The 25,959-nt window shown below is 52.3% G+C and carries 17 protein-coding genes; 12 read left to right on the forward strand and 5 right to left on the reverse strand.

Annotation, left to right across the window (positions count from 1 at the left end; all coding sequences use genetic code 11):
- Positions 1–384, forward strand: coding sequence for a MerR family transcriptional regulator (locus tag Q0X57_RS00065; protein ID WP_007364499.1), 384 nt, complete (start codon positions 1–3; stop codon positions 382–384).
- A 137-nt stretch (positions 385–521) separates the two neighbouring features.
- Positions 522–3,116: a DNA mismatch repair protein MutS gene (mutS, locus tag Q0X57_RS00070; protein WP_297725901.1), complete on the forward strand. Its 2,595-nt coding sequence runs from the start codon at positions 522–524 to the stop codon at positions 3,114–3,116.
- Between the two features lie 171 nt (positions 3,117–3,287).
- Here mutS and Q0X57_RS00075 read toward each other — a convergent pair whose 3' ends face one another.
- Entirely contained in the window at positions 3,288–4,415 is a 1,128-nt protein-coding gene (locus Q0X57_RS00075) for an Ig-like domain-containing protein (protein ID WP_297725836.1), read from the reverse strand.
- Positions 4,416–4,673: 258 nt separating this feature from the next.
- Between Q0X57_RS00075 and Q0X57_RS00080 the strand changes: the two genes are divergently transcribed.
- Genes Q0X57_RS00080 through fsa form a run of 4 tightly spaced genes read left to right on the forward strand, consistent with a single transcriptional unit; the run spans position 4,674 to position 9,330 of the window.
- The gene (locus Q0X57_RS00080) at positions 4,674–6,236 is read left to right on the forward strand and encodes a DUF4301 family protein (protein ID WP_297725839.1); all 1,563 of its coding nucleotides are present in this window, start codon (positions 4,674–4,676) and stop codon (positions 6,234–6,236) included.
- A 39-nt stretch (positions 6,237–6,275) separates the two neighbouring features.
- Entirely contained in the window at positions 6,276–8,066 is a 1,791-nt protein-coding gene (locus Q0X57_RS00085; RefSeq protein ID WP_297725842.1) for an aminopeptidase P family protein, read from the forward strand.
- Positions 8,067–8,070: 4 nt separating this feature from the next.
- Positions 8,071–8,634 carry a gamma carbonic anhydrase family protein gene (locus Q0X57_RS00090; protein ID WP_297725845.1) on the forward strand — a complete coding sequence of 188 codons (564 nt, stop codon included), beginning with the start codon at positions 8,071–8,073 and terminating at the stop codon, positions 8,632–8,634.
- A 30-nt stretch (positions 8,635–8,664) separates the two neighbouring features.
- On the forward strand, positions 8,665–9,330 hold the full coding sequence (fsa, locus tag Q0X57_RS00095; RefSeq protein ID WP_297725848.1) for a fructose-6-phosphate aldolase: 666 nt from the start codon (positions 8,665–8,667) through the stop codon (positions 9,328–9,330).
- A gap of 527 nt (positions 9,331–9,857) precedes the next feature.
- Here the strand turns inward: fsa and Q0X57_RS00100 are convergent.
- Both Q0X57_RS00100 and Q0X57_RS00105 read right to left on the reverse strand, forming a co-directional pair.
- Positions 9,858–12,749, reverse strand: coding sequence for a T9SS type A sorting domain-containing protein (locus Q0X57_RS00100; protein WP_297725851.1), 2,892 nt, complete (start codon positions 12,747–12,749; stop codon positions 9,858–9,860).
- A 482-nt stretch (positions 12,750–13,231) separates the two neighbouring features.
- Positions 13,232–13,939, reverse strand: coding sequence for a hypothetical protein (locus tag Q0X57_RS00105; protein WP_297725854.1), 708 nt, complete (start codon positions 13,937–13,939; stop codon positions 13,232–13,234).
- A 199-nt stretch (positions 13,940–14,138) separates the two neighbouring features.
- Here Q0X57_RS00105 and Q0X57_RS00110 point away from each other — a divergent pair, with 199 nt between their 5' ends.
- From Q0X57_RS00110 to Q0X57_RS00135, 6 genes are all read left to right on the forward strand, one after another.
- On the forward strand, positions 14,139–15,731 hold the full coding sequence (locus Q0X57_RS00110) for a lipopolysaccharide biosynthesis protein (RefSeq protein ID WP_297725857.1): 1,593 nt from the start codon (positions 14,139–14,141) through the stop codon (positions 15,729–15,731).
- 4 nt (positions 15,732–15,735) lie between these two features.
- Positions 15,736–16,845 carry a polysaccharide pyruvyl transferase family protein gene (locus Q0X57_RS00115; protein ID WP_297725860.1) on the forward strand — a complete coding sequence of 370 codons (1,110 nt, stop codon included), beginning with the start codon at positions 15,736–15,738 and terminating at the stop codon, positions 16,843–16,845.
- A gap of 179 nt (positions 16,846–17,024) precedes the next feature.
- On the forward strand, positions 17,025–17,846 hold the full coding sequence (locus Q0X57_RS00120) for a polysaccharide biosynthesis/export family protein (protein WP_297725863.1): 822 nt from the start codon (positions 17,025–17,027) through the stop codon (positions 17,844–17,846).
- Positions 17,847–17,893: 47 nt separating this feature from the next.
- Positions 17,894–20,377 carry a polysaccharide biosynthesis tyrosine autokinase gene (locus Q0X57_RS00125; protein WP_297725866.1) on the forward strand — a complete coding sequence of 828 codons (2,484 nt, stop codon included), beginning with the start codon at positions 17,894–17,896 and terminating at the stop codon, positions 20,375–20,377.
- Positions 20,378–20,413: 36 nt separating this feature from the next.
- Positions 20,414–21,160, forward strand: a complete 747-nt coding sequence (locus Q0X57_RS00130) for a CpsB/CapC family capsule biosynthesis tyrosine phosphatase (protein ID WP_297725869.1) — start codon at positions 20,414–20,416, stop codon at positions 21,158–21,160.
- A 37-nt stretch (positions 21,161–21,197) separates the two neighbouring features.
- Positions 21,198–23,225 (forward strand): nucleoside-diphosphate sugar epimerase/dehydratase, encoded by a 2,028-nt coding sequence (locus Q0X57_RS00135; RefSeq protein ID WP_297725872.1) that lies wholly within the window; start codon positions 21,198–21,200, stop codon positions 23,223–23,225.
- 41 nt (positions 23,226–23,266) lie between these two features.
- Here Q0X57_RS00135 and Q0X57_RS00140 read toward each other — a convergent pair whose 3' ends face one another.
- Both Q0X57_RS00140 and Q0X57_RS00145 read right to left on the reverse strand, forming a co-directional pair.
- Positions 23,267–23,803, reverse strand: coding sequence for a shikimate kinase (locus tag Q0X57_RS00140; protein ID WP_297725876.1), 537 nt, complete (start codon positions 23,801–23,803; stop codon positions 23,267–23,269).
- Positions 23,800–25,851, reverse strand: a complete 2,052-nt coding sequence (locus tag Q0X57_RS00145; RefSeq protein ID WP_297725879.1) for an HDIG domain-containing metalloprotein — start codon at positions 25,849–25,851, stop codon at positions 23,800–23,802. The genes Q0X57_RS00140 and Q0X57_RS00145 overlap by 4 nt, the downstream gene beginning before the upstream one ends.
- Between the last annotated feature and the right edge of the window lie 108 nt (positions 25,852–25,959).

The raw sequence follows: 25,959 nt of genomic DNA on the forward strand, positions 1-25,959 counted from the left end.
ATGGACAGTAAGAAGCTCTACTACTCCCACCGAGAGGTGTCTGAGGCGCTCCAAGAGAGTCAGTCTACGGTGCGCTACTGGGTTGAGACCTTTGCCGTGCAGGTGCGTCGCAGTAGCACGGGACGACTCAAGTACTCGCAAGATAATCTGCGCGAATTGCAACTAATCCGTCACCTACTGCGAGAGTCTAACCTGACGATTGACGGTGCCAAGGCAACTCTCCGACACAATCCCCAAGAGGCGGAGCAACGTGCCGAGGCGATCGCCCAGCTCAAAGCGGTGCGCGACGAACTTGTCGAGCTTCGTCAGCTCATTGAGCAGATCGAGCGCTACACTTCCGCCAGCGAAGTGCGTGACCGCCTCCGCCAAGAGGGACTACTCTAGCTCCTTTTCTAGCTCTCCTCCCTTACTTTAGGGGGTTGTGGAGACGAGGCGTATGCTTTTTTTTTGGTACTTTTGATGCCATAACTACCTAAGAGACTATTTATCCCGTGGCTAAGAAAGAGATCGCCGAGACCCCGATGATGCGGCAGTACTTGCAGTTCAAGAAGAAGCATCCCGATGCTATCTTGCTCTTTCGTGTGGGCGACTTCTACGAGACCTTTTCCGACGATGCCATCGAGGCGTCCAAGATCCTCGGCATCACGCTCACCAAGCGTGCCAACGGAGCGGCGCAACATGTCGAGCTGGCGGGCTTTCCCCACCATGCGCTCGACACTTACCTGCCTAAGCTGGTGCGGGCGGGCAAACGGGTGGCTATCTGTGATCAGCTCGAGGATCCGAAGCTAACCAATAAGTTGGTCAAGCGAGGCATCACCGAGATCGTAACCCCTGGCGTGGTCACCACGGACAATGTTCTCCAGAGCAAGCAAAACAACTTCCTCGCAGCCGTTTACCCCGAAGCTAAAGGGGAGAACCTCTACGGCTTAGCACTGCTCGACCTCTCGACGGGAGAGTTTTACGCCAGCGAGTGCACCGATCAGGTACTCGCCAAGCTCACCTCGGGCTACAACCCCAAGGAAATCCTCATCGAGCGCAAGCATCGGGACCGTCTGCAGCGCCTTCTCCAGCCCGAGGGACATCTCTCGGACTACGACGACTGGATTTTCTCCGAGAGCAACAACCGTGAGCGTCTCCTGCAGCACTTCGGCACGCTCTCGCTCAAGGGCTTCGGCATCGACACCCTCCCGCTAGCGATCACCGCCGCAGGGGCCGTGCTTCACTACCTTGATATGACGAAGCACACCGAGATCGGGCACATCACCCGCATCGTCCGCATTGACGAGCAGCGACATGTGCGCATCGACGGCTTTACGGCTCACAGTCTGGAGCTCACCACCCCAATGAATGCGGGCGGCACCACGCTCCGTCAGATCCTGGATCAAACGGTCACGCCGATGGGTGCTCGTCTATTGGATCAGTGGATAGCTTTCCCGCTAAAAGAGCTCCAAGCGATCCAACAGCGCCAAAGCATTGTCGCAAACCTTGTGGACAATCCTCAGCTACGCACCAAGCTCACCGACCAGATGAAGGAGATAGGCGACCTGCAGCGCCTCGTGGGACGTGTCGCCATGGGTCGTATCACCCCTCGCGAAGTGGTTCGCCTCGGACTCTCCATCGCTCTCATCGCACCCATACGCCAGCTCGCTCTAGACGAAGGCGAGGAGACCCTGACAGCACTCTGCTCGCTACTCGATCCCTGCACCCAGCTGTGCCAACAAATCACCTATCAGCTCAACCCCGAGGCACCGCAGCAGATCGGCAAGGGGATGACCATCGCCGAGGGCTTTTGCGAAGAGCTAGACCAGCTACGGCGCTTGCTCAAGTCGGGCAAGCAATACCTCGACGACCTCCTCGCTCGTGAGACAGAGCACACCGGCATCGCCAGTCTCAAGATTGGCTTCAACAATGTCTTCGGCTATTATCTCGAGGTGCGCAATACCTACAAGGAGCAAGTGCCCGAAGAGTGGATTCGCAAGCAAACCCTCGTCAATGCGGAGCGCTACATTACCCAAGAACTAAAGGAGTACGAGGAGAAGATTCTCGGAGCCGAAGATCGTATCTTAGCTCTAGAGCAAGAGCTCTTTGCGAAGCTCATTGGGACGCTCCAGCAGTTTGCCAACCAACTCCTACAGGATGCTCAGATCTTAGCGCAGCTCGATGTCCTCGCCTCGCTAGCCGCTGTTGCCGAGGCGTATGACTACTGTCGCCCCACGCTCAACGAGGGGTACGACCTAGAGATCGTTGACGGACGCCACCCAGTCATCGAGCGAACCCTTCCCGCTGGACAACCTTACATCCCCAACGATGTGAAGCTCTCCCCCATCGACTGCCAAATCATGATCATCACCGGCCCGAACATGAGCGGTAAGAGTGCCCTGCTCCGCCAGACGGCGCTCATCGTGATCATGGCTCAGATGGGAAGCTTCGTCCCCGCCACCTCAGCCACCATCGGCATCGTTGACTCGGTCTACACTCGTGTGGGCGCTTCGGACAATATCGCCGTAGGCGAGTCCACCTTTATGGTTGAGATGCAAGAGGCCGCCAGCATCCTTAACAACTTGACGCCTCGTAGCTTGATCCTCTTTGACGAGCTGGGGCGTGGCACCAGTACTTTCGACGGGGTCTCCATAGCGTGGGCCATTGTCGAGTACCTGCACAGCACGACGCAAGGACGAGCCAAGACGCTCTTCGCCACGCACTACCACGAGCTCAACGAACTAGCCGACCACCTCGAGCGGGTCCAGTGCTACAACGTCTCAGCTCGTGAGATCGATGGCGAGATGCTCTTCCTCCGCAAGCTAGTCCCTGGAGGCTCTGCACACAGCTTCGGTATACAGGTAGCGAAGTTGGCCGGTATGCCCACCTGGATCGTCGCGCGAGCAGGCGAAGTGCTCCAGCACCTAGAGGCTTACCGCACCGAAAGCGAGCAAGGCTCCGACTCCGCTACGCCCAGCACGTCCCAGAGCGGAGGCATGCAAATGTCTATCTTCCAATTAGACGACCCCGTCCTCACAGCAGTCCGCACCAAGATCAACGAGCTAGACATCAACAACCTCACGCCTCTAGACGCTCTCAAGCAACTCAACGCCCTCAAGCAGATGCTCAACAACTGACGAGTAGCGACACTTTATCATCAAGACACCTCTCAGTACTCGTAGTTATCTATAAGGACTGAGTGTGTGTCACACAAAAAAGACGACGGACGCACAACTTTAGGCATCCGTCGTCTATTTAGAGACTGTTGACTTGTCTCTTCGCTTTTATCTAGTCAACATATAAACCGTCTAGTTCGTAGCGCTAGCTGGCGTTTTGAACTCAACTAAAGTTGGATCTGCAGTTAATCCTAGCTCCTTGTCCCACCCGAATATGATCAAGACATAGTCTCGCTTAGGCTGTAAGGTAAAGTCCTTCATCTCAAACTCATGTACCCCAGTCTTGAATACATCAGGCACAGGGTTCTGCTGGAGAGAGCTCTGAACTAGTCTTAGGCACATCATATCTATAGGGGGAACACCATCTATAAGCCTATTCTCATCTTTAGCCGTCCTATAGAAGTCCACATATCTCTTGGACTGAACTGCAAAATAATAAGGCTTAGTTTGATCAGATGGTATAATCTTAACGGTGGTTGGCATAGCACCAGCTGTAATCCCTTCTACCTTGAAAGTGAGATCTACCTTGGGAGTACGAGGCTTTGTCTGTAGCTTGTACTCAAACACCTTGGTTAGCTCCTTGCCATCTTGATCCATACCATAGATTCTTACTACGATAGTATGGTCAGCTGGATAAGGATAGTCAGACCCTGAGATAGAGCCTAGATTAAAACTCTTTGTCCCCTGGTAGCTGTCGTTCTTTACCGCTTCTCTATATGCATCAGAGCCTGGCTCGCCACCAGAGAGGGCTTTCCACCACTCGCGATTTGCGTTAGGTTGAGACTCTCTATTTTCAATGATACGCTCGTAACCCTCTTCCGTACCCGCATTGACAGCGTAGCGCATGTTGGGATCTTTTGGCGTAATCGTGACGAAAATGTTGATAGGAGTAATGTCCTGCGTTTCCACGGTAAAGTCTTCCATCGGAGTCTGTTTTTGTTCTTTGATGGTGACCTTGCATGTAGCAGAGACCCCGTCCACCTCTGCGAGGATGGTTGTCTCACCCTTGGCAACGGCTGTGACTACCCCCTTGTCTGAGACCGTAGCGAGCTCAGTATTGAGACTGCGGAAGGAAACCTTCTTGTTTAGATTCGGTTGCTGAGTCACCTTTAGCTCCAAGGTCTCCCCAACTGTCATCTCCTTTTCATTGGGAGTGATGCTGAGACTCTCAACTTTCTTTTCTTGTGGTTTGTCCTCGTTACACCCCACGAGAGCGAGTAGTGGGAGTATCAGGAGCAGGCAGTAAATCTTACTTTTCATACAGATGTCTTTTATATGTTTATATGAATGGTTGTGACCCGCATATCGCAAGTCGCCTGCAAATGTAGTGAAAAACGTCCAATCCTTCTTGCTTGCAGATTAACCGCCCCAAGGGTTGACATATGAGAACTCTGTATTCGAGAGCTATGCGGGGACGACAAGTATGGGGTATATGCCTAGAGGCTCGCTACGGAGCGCTAGCGTCTGATGGCTTTTTCGTATCTTTGAGGTGCCTATTATTCTGACACCTCACATCGTATGGACGACTCTAACACATTTACCTCCGAAGACCTCAGCTACCTTGCTGAGCGGGGCATCTCCGCTGGAGAAGCGGAGCGACAGCTCAAGCTACTTATCGATGGGACACCTTATCTAGTCATCGTCGACTCGGCAAAGCTTGAGCGGGGCATCATGCGCCTAGCAACTGACGAGATGCCCTACTACCTAGACTTATGGCACGACTACCTGCAGAAACCTGGAGCCGATGTCATCAAGTTTGTACCCGCCTCGGGAGCTGCGAGTCGCATGTTTAAGTCGCTCTATGGGCTACCCAAGGAGCAGCAGATCTCGCACGATGAGTTGACCCCAGACCAACAGACGTTTGTGGATCATCTAGAGTCGTTTGCCTTCTATGAGAAACTGAGCGAGACCTGCCTGCGCAACAATTGGCGTACCATGAGCAAGCTGATGGAGAGTGAGCAGTACGGCACCATCATTGACAACCTTCTCGACCCGCACGGCATGGGCTACGGGTCGTTGCCGAAGGGGATGCTCCTCTTCCACGATTACCCCAACGGCACCAAGCGCACCCCTATTGAGGAGCATATGGTCGAGGGTGCGCTCTATACACAAAACATTCACGGAGATGTGCGGTTGCACTTCACCGTATCGCCTGAGCATCTGGAGGCCTTTCGCTCTCTAGTCGATCGACGCATCCAGAGCTTCGAGGATCTGTTTGGCTGTCGCTATCATGTGACCTATAGTATTCAGGAGCGCAGCACCGACACGATCGCTCTAGACCTAGAGCGTGGCACGCCCTTCCGCCGTGCTGACGGTACGCTACTCCTGCGCCCTGGTGGGCACGGTACGCTCATTGGCAATCTTGGTCGGCTGGACGCTTCAGTCGTTTTCATCAAAAACATTGACAACGTCACGCCCGACCACCTGAAGAGCAATACAGTCCTCTACAAAAAGCTCCTCGGCGGTATCCTCCTGGCGGTACGCGACCGCATCTTCGGCTATCTGCAACAGCTCAAGCGCTCGAAGGTGAGCAAGGCGCTGACGGAGGAGGTTTTGACCTTCCTCGATGAGACGCTCTGCATAAAGATCCCGCACGCTGAGCTACTCAGCGAGGAGGAGCTGATACCTAAGTTGGTGGCTAAGCTGGATCGCCCGATACGTGTCTGCGGTATGGTACGCAACGAGGGCGAGCCGGGCGGTGGACCCTACCTAGTACGCGAAGCGGACGGCACGACCTCGCTACAAATCCTAGAGAGCGTGCAGGTAGACAAGAACAATCCAGAGGCTCTTGAGATGATGCGCGAGGGGACCCACTTCAATCCGGTCGACCTTTGCTGTTACATACGAGACTACGAGGGGAACCCCTTTGACCTCCACAAGTATGTCAATCCGCAGACTGCTTTCATCAGTGAGAAGAGCGTCGAGGGGCGCCCACTCAAAGCGCTGGAGCACCCTGGACTTTGGAATGGAGCAATGCACGACTGGAATACGATCTTCGTCGAGGTGCCGAGCGATACCTTTACCCCGGTCAAGACGGTCCTAGACTTGCTCCGTCCTGAGCACCAACCGCTTGCCGACTAATCCCTGACCCATTAGAACAAAGAACAAACAATCATATATATGCCAACAAACAGTCCTATCAATCAGCGTATCGAGGCGCTCCGCCAAGCGATGCGCACGCATCATATAGATGCTTACATCATACCTAGTGGCGACGCTCATCTGAGCGAGTACACCCCCGAGCGGTGGAAGTCGCGCACCTGGATCAGTGGCTTCACCGGCTCTGCCGGCACAGCGCTTGTGACGCTAGACAAGTCCTTCATGTGGACCGACTCACGCTACTATCTACAAGCAACGAACGAGCTACAAGGTAGCGAGATGACACTACAGCGTGGCGACGATCCTGACACGCCTACGATCCAGCAGTATCTCTCTGCACATCTGAGCAAAGGTGCTGTCGTCGGTGTCGACGGAGCCTGCTACTCTATGGCTGAATACGCGCCGCTTGCCCAGTCGCTAGCGAACCACGGCATCAAGCTAGTCTCCCAGTATGACCTCATCGAGGAGGTGTGGAGCGACAGACCTGGCGTGCCGACCAATACGTTCTACCTACAGGATGTCAAGTTCTCAGGCGAGCGCACCCGTGACCGTCTGCAGCGTATCCGCGAGTCTTACCAGAGCTATGGCGCCGAGGCGGTCGCTATCACGATGGTTGACGAACTCTGCTGGAGCTTTAACATCAGGGGCAACGATGTCTCTTACAATCCTGTCGGCATCGCCTTTGGCTTTATCGACAATGAGCACGCTTATCTCTTTGCATTGCCTGAGAAAACGGTCTTCGAGCTACGTCAGATCCTCAATGGTGAGGGCGTAGAGGTTCGCGACTACGACACCTTCTACGACTTTCTGAGCAAGCTACCACAGGGACTCAAGGTGATGGTTGATCCTAAGCGCACGACAGAACGTGTTCGTGAGGAGCTGGGCGAGCGTCCAGTCATCACAGGCGACTCAGTCATATCGCACCTCAAGTCGATCAAGAATGAGACAGAGATAGCTGGCATCCACCGTGCTATGCACCGTGATGGTGTCGCCCTGACTCGCTTCTTCATCTGGCTCGAGCAGGCTCTCAAGAATGGCGAGCACGTCGACGAGTACTCAGCAGGCGAGACGCTCCAGCAGTTCCGCGCGAAGCAAGAGTTTTACGTCAGTGACAGCTTTGGCGTCATCTGCGGTTACGAAGCCCATGGAGCTATCGTGCACTACTCCGCCACACCCGAGAGTGCCTACAAGCTAGAGCCCAAGGGCATGCTCCTACTGGACAGTGGGGGGCAGTACATTGATGGTACGACAGACATCACCCGCACGATCGCTCTCGGTCCCGTCACCGATCAGCAGCGGACAGACTTCACGCTGGTGCTCAAGGGACACATAGCAATCGCTACGGCACACTTCCCCAAGGGAACCCGTGGCAACCAGCTAGACATACTAGCCCGCAAGGCGCTTTGGGATAGGGGTCTCTCTTATGGTCACGGCACGGGACACGGTGTCGGTGTCTTCCTAAATGTACACGAGGGACCGCAAAACATTCGCACGGACAATAACCCAACGCCGATGCACCTGCACACTTTCACTAGCAATGAGCCTGGTCTCTATCGTGCGAACCAGCACGGTATCCGCATCGAGAACTTGATCCTGACGGTCGAGAAGGAGCAGACCGAGTTCGGCACCTTCTACGGCTTTGAGACTATGACGCTCTGCTTCCTAGACAATGCGCTTGTAGAGAAGTCGCTCTTGACCGACAAGGAGATAGCTTGGTACAACGGTTATCAGGAACATGTCTACCAGGAGCTCTCTCCCCTACTCACCCCTGAGGAGGCTCAGTGGCTACGCAATAAGACCTTACCTCTCTAATCCTATGGCATACGAATATCCAGCAGGAAGCATCATCCCCGTGCGGGGCTTTACGCCTCAGCTCGGGGAGGGCATCTTCGTCGCCGAGGGGGCTCGCATCATCGGTGATGTGGTCATTGGCGAGGGCAGTAGCGTATGGTTCAACGCAGTCTTACGTGGCGATGTCAGTAGCATCCGCATTGGCAAGCATGTCAACATACAGGACGGCTGTACGCTCCATACGCTCCACGGGCGCTCCGTGTGCGACCTAGGCGACTACGTCTCACTCGGACACAACGTCATCCTACACGGTGCCAAGGTGGGTGCCTATGCACTCATCGGCATGGGCGCTGTCGTCATGGACAATGCGGAGGTTGGTGAGGGCGCTATCGTAGCAGCTGGGGCGGTCGTCCTGGCCAATACGATCATCCCGCCCTACACGATGTACGCTGGCACGCCCGCCAAGTATATCAAGGATGTGCCTCCCGAGCAAAGTCAAGAGCTCAACAAGCGCATAGCTCACGACTACGGCATGTATGCCGACTGGTTTATGAATCCTGAGAAGTACTCTGAGGGTTCGCACGAATAGCATTTTATATCTCAACCTATACCTCATATTATGAAGTTTTTTATTGATACAGCCAATCTCGAAGATATCCGCACGGCCGAAGCGCTCGGTGTCCTCGATGGCGTCACGACCAACCCCTCACTCATGGCTAAGGAAGGCATCGCTGGCGATGCTGCTTGCCGTGAGCACTACCTCAAGATCTGCAATATCGTAGACGGCGACGTGAGCGCCGAGGTGCTCAGCACAACCTACGACAAGATGCTCCCCGAGGCTCGCGAGCTAGCGGCCCTCCACAAGAACATTGTGGTCAAGGTGCCCTGCACCGAAGACGGCATCAAGACTATCTGCCAGCTCACCAAGGAGGGCATACGGACGAACTGTACGCTCATCTTCAACCTCGGTCAGGCTGTCCTAGCGGCCAAGGCGGGGGCTACCTACGTCTCTCCCTTTGTGGGTCGTCTTGACGACATCAGCTCGGACGGTGTCTCGCTCATTGCCGACATCGTAGAGACCTTCGAGACCTATGGCTTTAACACGCAAGTGCTCGCAGCTAGCATCCGTCACACCCAGCACATCATCGACTGTATGCGTGTCGGTGCTGACGTAGCCACCTGCCCGCTCAAGGCTATCCTCGGACTGCTCAAGCACCCGCTCACCGATAGCGGTCTCGCAGCCTTCATAGCCGACCAAGAGCGCGTCGCTAAGCAAGGCAAGTAGAGCTACTCCAAGCTTCGCATAAACATTACTGTCAGATAAAAAGGTGTAGCATACTTCAGGGTAAAATGTTTGTTGTTTCTTTGCGCAACCTGAGTAGATAGACAATGCAAAGGTAATATAGACGACAGTTGAGACTGCACTCTAGTGTACTCAAGATACGTCTATAACCTAGACACAGCTTAAGAGTCTACCAAGATGAGCGACATAACAACTAGACAAAATCTGTAAGACACAAAGTCTATACCCCAACCCTACAGTTCATTACGAGCAAGAATGACACACCACCTTTCGTTAATCTTTGGGAAGGGCTTTCTTATTTCATCGGACAGCAATAACGCGTAAACGAGCGAGCCACCCTCTCTAGCTAGAGAAGGTGGCTCGCGTGTTTAGAAGTTAGAGAAAAGAGGTTAGAGAGAAGGTTGCTTCCAGTAGCACTAGGAGCACTAGTCTCTCTAGCTAAAAACCAAACTCCCGAAGGATTGTGACATCGCACAGTCCCTCGGGAGTATAGTATTTGGGGGTCGTCTTTACTTGACCAGCTTCTGGGTCGTTGTACCCTCGGCCGTTGTGACGACAGCTACGTAAGCGCCAGCTGGGAGTTGAGATACGTCTAGCATACCAGCTAGCTCAGCTCCGCTAAACTCAGCAACAGCTACACCCTGCAGGTTGAAGAGCTGTACACGTAGCACCTCATCAGGATTGGAGAGCTGTAGAGTCTCAGCAAAGTGGACTGGGTAAAGCTTAGGAGCCACCTGTGTGATCTGCTCGAGGGGGCGCAACTCGTTAGGATAGTCAGCATAGATTACCTCAACGTAGTACTTGTCGGAATCCTTACCCTCAGCATCCTTGTATTTCAAGGTCTCAGGAGAGAGGAGCTCGTCTTTAACTGGATTTCCGTTGCGATAGACTTTGTAGCCCTTGACGGCTGGGAAAGGTACAGGCAGCTTACCTCTCGTGAAGGCTCTACTAGTCGTCCCATCCTGCATATCAGGATTGTCAGAGACCACAAGCTCGAGAGCTTGATAACCCAGCATATCAGCACTGTAATGCCCACCACGATAAGTCTCAAAGGAATTATTGCCAGAAACCTCAAACTTAATCAAGCATCCATCAGTATTGATATGCCCATCCTTAGAGCGTGTGTCAATGTACACTACTCCCTCATCGTTTTGACTTGGACAAATGAAGCCCACCTCAAGGTTGTAGGCATCATCTAGAGGAATGGGTTGATTAAGCTGTAGAGACATCCACTCCTTTTTCTTTGCAGTGCCTTGAGGCACTATTACAGGCGTATCATAAAATGGGCGAGCCGAACCATAGACCTTCTGAAGAGCATAAAATCTTAGAGCCTTATTGTAATCCACCTTGCCATCAGCCTTTAGTGGGGTATCCATAGCAGGAACGAAATTGATCTGATGAATATAAAGCTTCTGACCTCCAAGGGGCGACTGACCAAGACGATATAGGTCATACATAAATACTCGATGGATCTTCAACTCTTGAAAACTGAGTCCGTTAGTGCCATGAGAAGTTTTGTACAGTTTAGCTCTCTCACGAGTTTCAACCTTAGAGACGATCTGGGTGTTATATGGTTTTTTCCACCTCAGCTCCACTCCTGAAGATTTTTTAGATACTTTAGGCTCTACACGACTCACGAGTTCACCTAGGTAAACGCTCCGATAAGCCGCAGGCGTAGTCACATCCTTGTCTTCAATTTTATAGCTAGCCTCTACCTTATAGGTCACTTGTCCAGCTTGTATATCCTTCTCACTGAGGGCGTCCTCATAGGATGTCGTCGTAAGCTGAGACGTCACTAACTTATTGTTGCGGTATAAATTATAGGTTATTGCATACCCCTGAACATGAGGAGGCACAGCATCCCACTCGAGCTTTACAGTCTTAGGATTGCTGATAGTGGCACGCAGCTCCTTGACTAGTCCGAGAGGCTTCCAGTCGCCATTCCACATTCCATTGACTTCTCTCCGCCCAGTACCCTTAGGATCAAGCCACTTAGCCATATACCAAGTATCGCCTTTCTCCTTGTACTGATCAAAGTGATAGTACATACGACCATATACACCATCCTTAGGGCAAATCCCAGGGTTTCCTCCAGAAAGGGTACCTATCTGATTGCCACGATCATTATATAGTGGCGATCCAGAGGAGCCTCCCTCTGTATTTCCCTTTGTAAAGTGAAACTGGAAGTGGGCATCCTTTCCACCTCGATTTGGGAAATTTTCATTCCAGGTTCCGATTGACACATTACCATCGAAGAGAGACACCTTGAGCGCATCTCCTGCGGGGTGGTGTAGACCAGCGCCCTTTTGCCAAACCTTTTTCGTAGCATCCCAGCCAGAGTAGTAGACTCGATACTCAGGGGGAATCATCCCTTTGAGCTCTAGGAGTAGACCATCAGAAGCTCCTACGATCGGTATAAAAGACTTCAAATTAGCACCCACCATAGAGCATAGCGTTTGTGTAGCACGATCTCCACTAGAGCAGCGAGGCTTCTCGTAGTGAAATCCAAAAATCCACTGATCCAAAGCGTATGGACCAAGGTCATATTTATCAGTCAGAGATGCACAGTGTGCTGCAGAGATAATATATGGCTTAAGGTCTCCCTCGACGTTGTTAATAAGGTTCCCAGAGCACATTCCGACTCCTCTCCCAATAGGCATCAGCATTGCTACGGAACTCGCCTTTTGGTCTTGATAATCATCACCCTCAGGGCAGTTTGCATTGATTTGACAGAAGCTTCTAAGACTGGGGTCAGAGTTATCCTCATTACCTTGATATATATCTAGACCATCTTGTCCCTGAGCAGCTTGCATCACGGGGATATAGAGATAAGCGACACTAGAGATCTGTATTGAAGGCATCTCTACGCCTTGCGGTCTCTCATAGTCTAGGATCAGTCTATTACCAGCTAAAGGCTCTGTAGCAAAGGCTCCATGACGTGGATGCGTTGCCTCTGTATAGGCACCTAGGAGCTGACGTCCACTAGGTGTGTAGATAAAGAGGCGCCCCCCCTTTGGTATATAGAAGTCATCGTAGTATAGACCTATACCCGCAGGAGTGCCTTCGAGCGTTATGTCAAGACGATAGACTTGCGTGCCGTTTTCGTTTAGCACGAGATGAGCCTCCTGAGCGAAGTCAACCTTATAGTCGACAAGATGCCCCACATTCAGAGGACGACCATCACGAGGAGCAGCCCAAGCGTCCTGTAGCTCTAAGTCTGCAGGGTTAAAGGCAAGAGGTACCATATGCGTCTCTAAGGCTGAAGAGCGTAGAGAGGTCTCAGCATCGATAGCTAGAGGGGAACCTCCAAATGACTGCTGGGCGTAGACCGAGATGGAGGCGAGAGTCATAATAGCCCCCACCAGCAAGAGTCTATTGAAAGCATTCAGTTTTAATGTCATAAGTCTTATCTTGAGATTTATTTAGATGGTTAATGGGTTAGGATAAACCGATATGTGGCGCAAGTTACAAAAAAGTTTGCACCCGACAAAAGGCACAGAGGGCACGAGCCGAGCTGACGCATCATATCTTTGTATGCTCCTAACTACGGTTGACAACAACTCTAGGACATATGGACTGAGTCTGGTTGCGTAGCGCTATAGACTCATACACCTTCACTAAATCCGAATAGCTCACGAGGAATTTCCGCAACAACTCACTAGGAAATGGAAACTCTCCACGGAGCCGAGAAATAAACGTTCGGAAGAATGGAATGATACTTCGGAAGAAAGATTTCGAAGTTCCGAAGAATTTTTCCGTTCCTCGGTGCAGAATGAAAATTCCCCACCGAGGAAATCGCAAATTCCTCGGTGGGGTGGCTTGGAGGGTAGAAATTAGAGATTAGAAATTAGAGGTTAGAGCGAGATGGGTAACGAGGAGCCTATCAGCCTTCACGCTTTATCTCAATGAGATATGGCTGTCCAAAACCTGTATAAGCCTGCAGTTCGAAGGTCGCTGGGCCACCCGCTGCGACCGTGAAGGTCTTCGCAAGGTCATCAATCGTGATACCCTCTGGATTACCACTCACATTGAGTCCGAAGTTGCAATCACCGAGATCGCCCTCACGAACGACGTTTCCATCAAAGTCTGTAATATACATCGTCCCTATCACTTTACCAGTCCCGCCCTTCGAGGTGAACTGACTTGGCTCGGCTTTGAAAGAGAATCTCCATCCGCCACGCATTATGAGGATGGTCTGCTTACAGCCTTTACCCTTGCCACTGATGACCTCAGCTTCAATCTTAAAGGTCTTAGAGTCAATACCCTCTCGGACTAAAAACTCATTGGGTCGATACACACAGGGCGCTATCTCAGATGAATACTTCTCAAAGTGTAGCGTAAACTCTGAGTTCTCCAGCGGGGTCTCATGGAGTAGTTCGCCGCTGGGAGATAGTTCTTGTAGCACTCCATAAACCTTCCCATAGCCTCCATCGCCTGAGAAGGAGTTGGGCGTGGCCGTAAACTTGGCCTTGAAGGTGTTCTCTTGTGGCTCCTGAGGAGTCGGTGGCTCACTGTGACTGCAAGAGGTGGCTAGCAGCAAAAGCGCAAGAAGAGAAGCTGCGCATCTCATGTAGGTAATGGGCTTCATCATTGTTATAGGGTTTTAGTTTGTGGATATCTAGTGTCAAGGTTATTACGCCTACAAATATATATAAATCATTCATAGAGCGCTACGTCTTTCGCATGAATCAGTCTAGGTGATGAGCGGAGTGGCTGATTGCACGAATTCACTACCTTTGCAGTGGTGAGACTGTCATAGGACAGTCGCACCCTCCAGCTCAGCAGATCCTATGGCACAAGAGCTACATGACCAGACTACCGATGTGCGCACGATGCCATCGTCTCGCACGCAGCGTATCGCTCGCAATACGCTCTTTCTCTTCGTGCGTATGGCGGTGGTCACCCTACTCTCCCTCTATATTTCTAGGGAGCTCCTAGCAGCGCTCGGGGTAGAGGACTTTGGGGTCTATCAGGTGGTGGGGAGCTTGGTGACCGCCTTTGGCTTTGTCAATGGGGCGATGGTCGCCGCCACACAGCGCTTCTACTCCTACGAGCTGGGACGGGGCAACGACTCAGGCGTGGGGCGCATCTACAGTGTCTCGATCGTGGCGCAGCTACTACTGATCCTACTCATCTGCGCCGTGGCGATCCCCTTCGGTCTATGGTACGTGCCGAGCCATCTGGTGGCTCCGCCTGAGCGACTGACGGTGGCGCTGTGGATCTACTTTATCTCCCTGGGCACCTTCGTGGTCAACATGCTGCTCACCCCGTTTCAAAGCCTTATAGTCTCTCACGAGCGGATGAATCTCTTTGCCCTGCTCAGCATCGTGGACATCTCGCTACGACTAGGTGCCGTGCTACTCCTGAAGGCATACGCTGACGACAAGCTCCTCCTCTACCCTATCCTGCTCCTTGTCGTCAGTGGCGTGATGGCGCTCTGCTACGTGGGGTGCACGCGTAGGCTCTTTCGTCAGGTACACTTTCGCTGGGTACGGGACAGGTCGGCTTACCGAGAGATACTCTCCTACTCGGGGTGGAACCTCTTTGGCAATCTCGCTGCCGTGGCGCAAACTCAGGGAATTAATATTGTCTACAACTACTTCTTCGGACCAGTTCTAAATGCAGCTTTTGGTATTGTCAACTCGGTGCGAGGTGCGCTCATCACCTTTGCCAACAACTACCAGATGGCCGCCAATCCGCAGATTATCAAGTCGTACGCTGCTGAGGAGTATGGCTACCTGCACAAGCTCATCTGCGCCAGTGCTAAGATCTCCTACCTGCTGATGCTCTGCGTAGTTATTCCCTTTGCGCTAGACATAGACCTACTGCTCCGTCTGTGGCTTGTCAAGCCTCCTGCCTATGCGAGCCTACTGCTCCAGTTGACGCTCGTCGTACTGCTCATAGAGAGTCTCTCAGGTGCACTTATGACAGGAGTACAAGCGACGGGGCGTGTCCGCACTTACCAGGTAATCGTAGGTAGTATGATTATTATGATCCTGCCACTCTCGATGCTCGCTTTCTGGTTGGGCGCCCCTCCTGAGTACTCTATATACATTAATATATTAGTATCTATAGCGTGCCTAGCGGTACGACTTAGACTCTCTTACAAATATCACGCTCTAGGCGTGGGCTACTACCTAAAGCGGGTGGTGCTACCTATCTTGCCACCGACCATAATTATGGTACTAGGAGCTTACCTCTATCGGCACCTACTCCCCTACGTAGGCTCTATCTGGGGACTACTGGTGGCGTCTATCTTGCTTGGCGGATTGTGTGTCGTGGTCATCTTAACGCTCTCGCTGACTGTCGAAGAGAGACGACTCGTAAAGGGCTACCTGCATCTCTCCAAGAGGAGACTGGTCCCAAAGAACTTACTAGACTAAGACGATGACGACAAAACGAATCCATATACTGACCCATCCCCTAGGGGCTAACTATGGTGGTATCATGCAGGCCTATGCGCTACAGCAAGCCTTGCGCCAGATGGACTACGAGCCTGTGACGCTAGACATACCCTACGACCGTCGCTCTCGGCTAAGGCGATGGGCTGAGGCGCAGGTTCGCACTGTCAAGCGAATCTCCTACGATCAATCTATACGATCGGAGCGTGTCGTACTACAGCACACGTCTCGCTTCGTACAGCAGCACATCACGCTCTCGCCACCGCTACGCAGTGACGCACAGCTACGACAATACTACCGCAAGCAGCCCGCTCATGCCTATATCGTGGGAAGTGATCAAGTGTGGCGACAGGAGTTTGTCCCGATGCTGGACGACTACTTCCTCGGCTTTATCCCTGAGACAGATCCAGTGCGACGCATCGCCTATGCGGCTTCTTTTGGAGTAGAGCCGATAGACATAGCTCCTGAGCGGACGGCTCTCTACAGTGAGCTCTTGAGTCGCTTTGTGGCTATATCGGTGCGTGAGAGCTCGGCCGTGCCACTCTTAGAGCAACGATTTGGCGCCTCTGCGCAGTGGGTACTGGACCCGACGATGCTCTTCACGAGGGAGGAGTACATTGACCAGCTTGGACTGCTAGAGGAGCCTTCGGGAGAGGTTTTCGCCTATATGCTAACGCACTCGCCACACAAGGAGGAGCTCGCACGGCAGATCGCTGAGTCGCATCATACGACCTGCCAACTCTTCGCTCCGTGGCGCCACTGGACGGAGCGTGGACGAGGGCTGGAGGCGTGCATCTTGCCTCCCGTAGAGAGGTGGCTCGAGGGGATCCTCAACGCTCAGTGCGTGGTGACGGACTCCTTCCACGGGGTTGCCTTCTCGCTCATCTTTGGCAAGCCGTTTGTTGCTATCGTCAACAGCAGTGCTGGATGCAGTCGCTTTGACACCCTGATCAAGCTCTTTAATCTGGAGCACCATCAGGAGGGAGCGTATGAGCTGGTCAGCTCGCCTCAGTGCTACGATGTGAAGGCTATTGCGCAGACTCTAGCACACTGTCGTACTACTTCCATAGACTTCCTGCAGAGTGCTTTGCACTGACTGGGCTTGTCAGCGATTTACGTAACCGACGATTGAATCACTTATTATCCGTACCTTTGCTCTTATCTAAAAACTCTAAAATCTATAGTAAGGAGAGTGGCTGTAGAAAGAGACTGGTGAAGAGAGTCAGACTCTTTTGGTACAAACTCTCTAAGCGACTATACATACTTAGCTTACGAATGAAACCTTTAGTTCGCACACACACTTCCACTCTCTGCAGCTTGCTCATAGCTAGTCTCTTGCTCATAGCAACTTCTTGTGCATCACGCAAAGATGTCGTCTACCTACAAGATGCGACGAATGGAGCTGTCACTCAATATACTATCCCCGTACCTCGTATCGCCAAGGGAGATATGCTGGGCATCACGGTCAACTCAAAAAATCGCGAACTCTCGGAGCCTTTTAACCTCCCTATGGTCGGATACTATAGCTCCTTTGGGGTCTCAGCGGCCACCTCTCAGCAAGGCTACATCGTAGATGATGAGGGTTACATTGCTTTTCCCACACTAGGACGCATCCACGTAGAGGGGCTAACACGCAATGAGCTCAACACAAAGATTGTTGCAGAGCTCCGTGACAAGGGCTTTCTCAACGATGCTACTGTCACCGTCTCTCTACTCAATGCGCAGGTATCGGTACTCGGTGAGGTGGCTCACCCAGGGCGCTTCCCAATGGTAAGTGACCAGCTATCCCTCCTAGACGCTATCGCCATGGCGGGCGACCTAACCATACAAGGGCGCAGAGACAATGTACTGGTCATCCGAGAGATCAACGGGGAGCGACACATCGTGGCTCACGACCTACGTAGTGACAAGATATTTGACTCTCCCTGCTATTTCCTCCGTCAGGGAGATATCGTATATGTAGAGCCAAACGCTGCCAAGGCGCAGACAGCCAGTATAAACCCCAACAACAATGTGGGCACTTGGCTCAGTATCGTCAGCACAGCTACTTCTCTGACTACTTTTGTCGTCACCATCGTAGCTAACCAGAGGCGATAAGCTCTCTCTGCGCTCACACCTACCACTCAGCATGGTTTATTTTTAGTATGGAATACGCTACAGATTCTATCCAGCAGGAGCCTGCACACTCTCCAGAGGAGACCAGCACGCTCTCCCTGCAAGACATACTCATAATCCTTAAGGCCAACTGGCTCTTCATACTGCTATCGCTCATCGTATGCCTAGCTCTAGGATTCCTATATATCAAGTCCTCCCCGCATCAGTACAGTCGCTCTGCTAGCCTCTTGATCAAGAGCGAGACTCCAATGAACTCTGCTATGCAGCAACTGGCTCAGTTTGCAGGAGATAAGCACGCCTACAGCGATGATGTCTCCAATCAGATCATCATCCTAAGCACGGAGCGTGTCGTCAGCGAGACTGTACGTCGTCTAGGTCTAGACGTGCAGTACCATTACCGTGCTGGCCTACGAGAGAAAGACCTTTACAAGCAGTCGCCCGTCTCTATCCGCTTTGTCAATGCAGATCCAGATGAAAAGATTACACTCCGTGTCAAGCCAGACAAGGGATCTGACAGCCAAGTCATACTCTACGACATCAAGAGTTCGCTCGTAGGCAAGGTTCAGGAGCCTATCACGGCACCTCTAGGCGACACCATCGCGACACCCATTGGTCAGGTAGTCGTAGAGGCAACACCATACTACAGCAACTTCCCTAACTATGAGGTGCTGAAGGTGCAGAAAGAGAACTTTCACTCCGTCGTGGATAGCTATATGAGCTCTCTCCAAGTATCACTCCAGCAGAAAGATGCTTCCGTCATCAAGCTTACCATGCAGTCTAGCAATCCACAGCTCGCCGAGGACTTTCTCTCTACCCTCATCCTCGTCTACACAGAGCTAGAGCGCGAGGACAAGGTGAAGGTTGCTGAGAGCACCCAGCGCTTCGTCGATGACCGCCTAGCGATCATTAGCTCTGAGCTAGGACAGGTAGACGCTGAGATCGAAGGCTTCAAGCAGTCACAGCAGATCGCTGATATACAGGCCGAAGCTCAGGAATATATCAAGGGGCGCTCAGAAATCAAGACGCGTCTCGTCGAGCTCAACAATAGTATCTCCATCGCTCAGTTTGTCCGTGGACACCTCAAGGACAAGAATCAGATGGAGGCGCTCATACCCGCCAATGTGGGCATAGCCTCTCCTGCCATTGAAGCTGCTATCGCTAAATACAACGAGCTCCTGCTCAAGCGTGACCAACTACAAGCCAACTCTAGTAGCCAGAACCCACTCGTTCAGGAGCTCAACACTCAGCTTGCTGCTCAGAGGCTCTCTATCATCACCTCCATAGATAACCTCATATCGACCCTCGAAGTGGAGCGACAAGGTATACTCTCAGAGCAGTCTAGCTATAAGGGTCGCATCACCTCCGTGCCTATGCAGGAGCGCATCGTAGGGAGCATCTACCGACAGCAGAAGATCAAGGAGGAGCTCTACCTCTTCCTCCTCAACGTACGGGAGCAAAACGCACTCTCCATAGAGTCGGCCGAGTCAAACGCACGACTCATCCAAGCACCCACAGGGCCTGTCGCACCTGTCAGCCCTCGTGTCCCAATCATCATACTGGCTGCTGGTCTGCTCGGACTGCTAATCCCAACGGCCATAATCTACATACGTAGCATCGCTAACAATAAGGTACGTGGCAAGGCAGACATAGAGCGCTACACGACTATACCTGTACTAGGAGAGGTGCCCCACTACAAAGCCTCCAAGCATCACGTCAAGAGTACTGCTGAGCACCTGAAGGATCAGCTCATCGGTCTGACACCAAAGGAGCAGAGTGAGGTAATCGATCAGGCTTCACGAACGTTTATCGTCGGGCGCCATCGGCGTAGTCTCGTCTCGGAGGCTTTCACCGTAATACGCTCCAACATCTCTTTCTTAGCTCCTGATAATGGAGCTCCAGTCAAGCGCATCCTAGTCACCTCCGCTATACCTGGATCGGGTAAGACTTTTACCTCGTCCAATCTAGCTCTAAGCTTAGCTCTGTCGGGCAAGCGGGTACTCCTCATAGACTGCGACATTCGCAAGAACACCCTCTCGAAAGCAATCGGTATGCACTGCAGAGGTCAACTAGGACTCTCCTCCTATCTCTCTGATGCTCGGATTACACCAGAGCAGATTATGTCTCCCTCGCTACAGACTGAGTCTCTCATCTTCCTGCCCAGTGGTCCCATACCTCCCAATCCTACTGAGCTACTTATGTCGCCACGCTTTGAGGAGCTTCTGCAGTATGCAGATGAAGCCTTTGACTATATCGTCCTGGACACGATACCTGTCCTCAATCTCGCTGATACACGAGTCATCAGTCATCTGACCGACATTACGATTATGGTCATTCGTGAGAATCACCTACCACGTCGTCTCCTTCCCGAGCTGGAGGCTCTCTATCGTGATAAGCGACTCAAGGGACTATGCGTCGTACTCAATGATGCTGGCGTAGGAGCCTCCGCCTATGGATATGGCTACGGCAGTTACGGTTATGGTAGCTACGGTAACTATGGCAGTGAAAAGGAGTAAGACTGTGTGCTAGTGCTACAATAAACAGATAGACACATGTGGTGGTTCACGAAGCATAAGAAAGTAGACATCATCTCTGCAGGCTGGCTCGAGGGGATGACAGACATACACTGTCACCTCGTCCCTGCTGTCGATGACGGAAGTCGCTCTCTTGAGGAGACCCGCCAGCTCATTGAGACGATGCGCTCTATCGGCATCCAACGCATCATCACCACACCACATATCTATAGGCGCTACCCTCACAACGATAGCAATACCCTCCAGCAGGAGCTAGAGCAATTGCTCCCAAAGCTGTCGGATATGGGGGTTCCTCTGATGCTAGGCGCTGAGCATATGCTGGACGAAGGCTTTGAGGCGCACCTTGACAAGCCTCTTCTCACGCTAGGAGACAGCAAGTACCTACTCGTAGAGACCTCATTCGTAGGAGCTCCTCTAGACCTCTATCGACTCATTCAATCAGTCATTGTGTCTGGAGCCATCCCTATGCTCGCACACCCTGAGCGATACCTCTATATGGATGATAAGACATACGACCACCTGCGAGGTGCAGGCTGTGCCTTCCAGCTCAATCTCTTCAGTCTCACGGGGATGTATGGAGAGCAGGTACAGCAACGTGCTCAGCAGCTCCTCGAGCGTGGGGTCTACAGCTTTGTAGGCACGGACACCCATCGGATAGAGCTCTTTCGCAGGACCATTTCATCTGCCAAGACCTATACTAGATACGAAGAACCTATACGCACACTTATAAAGAACAATGATACGCTCATAACCACACACCTGTGAGCCCCATCCCAAAAACGACTAACAGCACTTGATCATTATGAAGACAAAAGTATTCCTACGGAAATGCTTAGGTAGTCGGTATGTCAACTACCGCATCATCGCACTCATTGACTTACTGCTGAGTGTCATCGCTTCGCTGTCCGCTGTTTTCATCGCTAGCTACGCACTCCTGACGCTCACGGGGATCTACTTTCACGAGGCTGTGGCTGAGTATACAGGTATTGACCACCCAACTCTTTCATTTATCGTACTCTCGGGAGGGTTTTCTCTACTGATACTCCTACTCTTCCCAGTCTACAAGGGGATCATCCGTATCCGCACCTTCTCTTACGGCTTTAACTACCTTTGGCTCTCACTATGCAAGGCGCTCGTCCTTGGACTAACCTTAGGCGTACTGTCTAGAGAGTGGCTCTTTGGGGTGGTATACTTCGCACTAGACACCCTCTTCACCCTCTTCTTCCTAACGGGCTTCAGAACTGTCGTGCAGTTCATTTGGAGCTTTGTCAATGGGGCTCCCTCGACAATGAGTCGCACGCCAGCTCTCATCTTCGGTGTTGATGACCGATCCTCGCAACTTGCCGACAAGCTCTCCAACTCCTATCAGGGCAAAGGGCTCTACGTCGTAGGCTTTGTCGAGACCAACCAACCGACCGAAAAGATGACCGTCGGAGGCAAACCAATCTTCTACACGCCAGACACCGCCGCCTTCTCTGCACTACTGGACAAGCACCATATCTCCGTCCTCCTCTTCTCTGGTTACGATGTGCTGCACGAGAATGCCCCCTTTGCATCAATCTGCATAGACCGCAAGATTCGTCTCCTCGTTGATCAGGAGCCACGACGCATACTCAACGTGGACAGTCGTCCACCCATCGAGGAGATACAGATTGAGGACATACTGGGTCGTGAGTCCATCTTCCTCAACATGAAGCCTATCTCAGAGGCGCTGCACGACAAGACCATCCTCGTAACAGGAGCGACAGGCTCTATCGGCAGTGAGATAGTACGTCAGCTAGCTCGGCTTGAGCCTCAGCTGATTGTGCTCTTTGACATAGCGGAGACACCTATGCACGAGTTGCGCCTAGAGCTACAGCGTTGCTATCCGAGTGGTCACTTTGCCTATGTCATGGGAGACATACGCAATCCTCAGCGACTAGACTTTGTCATGCGCAAGTTTCACCCCGACAAAGTCTTTCACGCAGCAGCCTATAAGCACGTTCCGCTTATGGAGGAGAACCCCTGTGAGGCAGTCACAACCAACATCATCGGCACCTTCAACATAGCAAGCAAATGCCTTGAGTATGGTGTCGAGCAGATGGTCATGCTCTCAACGGACAAAGCGGTCAACCCCAGTAGCGTCATGGGAGCTACTAAGCGCTTCTGCGAAATGATCGTCCAGAGCTTAGACCTAGCCATCAAGCGTGGAGAGGTGCTAGCAGAGGTGCCGACACGCTTTGCGACGACACGCTTCGGCAACGTACTCAACTCGGCTGGCTCCGTCATCCCCACCTTCAAGCATCAATTGCAGCGGGGCGGACCACTGACAGTCACCGACCCTCGCATCGAGCGTTACTTCATGACCATCCCCGAGGCTAGCCAACTAGTTCTAGAGGCCAGCATGCTCTCTCGTGGCGGTGAGGTCTTTGTCTTTGATATGGGCGACCTCGTCAAGATAGCTGACCTAGCCAAGCGTATGATACAGCTAGCTGGCTACGAGCCCGACAAGGACATCAAGATCATTTACACTGGTCTACGTCCTGGCGAGAAACTCTACGAGGAGACCATCCACGACAAGGAGAAAGACCTCCCTACGGCACACAACAAGATACATATCGTACAGACCCGCGAGGAGTCTTTTGAGCGGATTCGCCTGATGGTACAGCTCTTCAAGCGTCTCGCCCACGAGGGAGATGTCAATGGTGTCGTCTACCTCCTCAAGAAGGCCATCCACGAGTACAAGAGTCTCAATAGCGAGACCTTTGCCGCCTTCGAGCGTGGAGAGCAGATCCCCTTTGATCTAGAGACTGAGCTAAACAATATAGCCACTGAGCTAGCACAAAACTAACGCATCGCCAGGCTCACAGCAAGACCCTACGCAGTGAGCCACTACGCCTTCAGACGCAGTTGCTGGGCTATCCAGCTAGCTATCTTCGCCTCGCTGTTGATGCCTTGCTTAGCGAGAGCCTCCATATCAATCGTGTGATGAGCCCGACTGTAGATCGGCTCACGCAGACGCATCGCCTCTGCGACATGCTGACGGAGCTCCTCACCCGAGAGGTGCGCCACAGAGGGACGGGTACGCTTCGTGAGCTCTAGTCGCTGAGCTAGCGTCTCACTACTGTAGCGCAGGTAGAGCACAGTACCACTCTCTATCAGCACATCCATATTGTCGTGGTAAATAGGCAAGCCACCACCCGTAGCGATGACCGCATCATTGAGCCCCGCAATCTCCTCGAGGATCATCCGCTCTTTCTGGCGAAAGTACTCCTCTCCATGCAGCCGAAAGAGGTCAGACACCCGCTGACGAAAGCGACTCTCGATGTAGATGTCTGTATCTACAAATTCATAGCCTAGTAGCTCCGCCAGCATACGACCTACGGTACTCTTGCCAGCACTCATATAGCCGATCAGATAGAGTGTCATCGCTTCAACTCGGGGTAAGCAATACGTGAGTGATAGATAGTAGCAAGTTTCTCAGCAAAAACATCCTTGATCGTCTGGATATCCCTAAAGGTCAGTGGCGTATCGTTGAGCAAGCCGTCTGCAACGATCGCATCAATGATCTTATTGACATGAGCTATCAAGGTCTCCTTGCTCAGATCCTTGAGACTGCGACTACTCGCCTCGATAGCATCCGCCAGCATCAGGATACCAGTCTCCTTAGTGTTTGGATTAGGTCCTGGGTAGGTAAACTTGTCCGCATCGACCGTTTCGTCAGGATGCTCGTTACAGTACTGAGTGTAGAAGTACTTCGTCATACCCCGCCCGTGGTGCATACGGATGAAGTCTTGGATCGCCTGCGGGAGATTGTGTTTTTGCGCCATAGCTAGACCGTCCGTCACATGCTTGATGATGACCGCTGCGCTTTCTGTAGGAGTGAGTTGGTCGTGCGGATTGATCGCGCCTTGATTCTCCGTAAAGTATGCCGCATTGCGCATCTTGCCTATGTCGTGGTAGAGAGCTCCAGCACGTACTAGTCGAGCGTCCGCACCGATAGCCGTAGCCGCTTCACTCGCTAGGAGAGCCACCTGCATCGAGTGCTGGAAGGTGCCAGGCGCCTGCTCCGAGAGCTGTCGAGGCAAAGGCCGATTGACATCGCTCAGCTCCACGAGCGTTATGTTGGAGACATAGCCAAAGGCACGCTCGATAAGGTAGATGAGCAGATAGCTAAACATGTTGAAGATCAGGTTGAAGGAGAAGTAAAGCAGATTGCTCAGATCATTCCCCCCCAGGGCACCTCCCATCATCAGCGAGTAGCTACAGGTCATCACATTGTATATGACGAAGATGAGGAAAGTAGCACGGATGATCTGCGCTCGTGAGGAGAGCGACCGAAGGCTAAAGACAGCCACCATACCAGCGACAAACTGTATCACGACAAACTCCAGTGGGAATGCGACATAGAGTGCACAGATCAGCACCGTCGTAAGAAAGGCATAGATAGCCGTACGAGACTCAAAGAAGGTGCGCACCAGTATCGCCACCGAGACAAATGGGATCGCATAGACCCAAGCTCCCAGTTCATTGCGAGCGAAGATGATCGTCAGGACCGCATAGATCAGTATCAGTAGCGAGAGGAAGAGCGTATTCTTGTACTCCTTGACAATCTGCGGTCGGTAGTAGAAGAGGAAGAACCACAACCCCAGTAGTAGCGAGACTATAATAAGGAAGGTACCCACACTCATCGGTAGTACCTGACGTAGATTACTATCCTGCTGCTCCTCTGTGACACGGCGCAACGACTGCAAGATATCGTACTGATGCGGGCTCACTATCTCACCCTTGCCAATGATGCGCTCACCTTTTTGCACCACGCCCATAGACTTAGACAGGTTGCGCAGCTCATCATCAATCACCTGCTGTGTCTTAGCCTCATTAGGATAGACATTGACCTCGATATACTTACTCGGGTCAAACTTACGGACGATTGACTTGCTCATCCCCTGAGGTAGCCTCTCAGTAGCTTGCTGATACGCCTCCATAGGAGTCGAGAAGAGCGTCGTAGGCGTCAGGCGACTCACCTGATCAGCGCTCAGGAGCTTGACCTCCAGCACATCCTCCTGTCTAAGCTTAGAGGCAGCCTCCTCCTCTATGATACCATTCCGATAGAGGTCCTTGAGGTAGTCACGCATATAGAAGTAGTAGGCATCGTCCGTTACCTCACCGCTCCACTTACTGTTCCAATCCTCGTCCCACTTGTGGAGCATCTTACTCCCCACGACAGTATCTATCTGATAGTAAGGCAAGACCGTCTGGCGTGCGCTGTCACGCTCCCGCTGTATCATCTCGTCCGACTTGTAGATCGGGAAGGTAAAAGGCGCCACCAGCAGCTCATCGCCCGTCCACGGCTTACCCTCCACCACTTGATACTGAAAGGTCTCCTCATCATGTGGTGAGAGTAGCGTGATAACCAGAGCCAGCAGGACAAAGGTCAGCAGGGCATACAGGTGCGTCGTCTTAAACTGTGTCATAGTCTTGTGTGCTAATGTGGAGGAAGCCATTACTCCTCGTGGCAATCTCTACCGCAAAGGTACTCATTTAGACCGTATAGCCACAGAGCCTCTGCGTTGTGATGATAG

The organism is uncultured Porphyromonas sp., from assembly GCF_947254915.1.
In the GTDB taxonomy this organism is placed as follows: domain Bacteria; phylum Bacteroidota; class Bacteroidia; order Bacteroidales; family Porphyromonadaceae; genus Porphyromonas.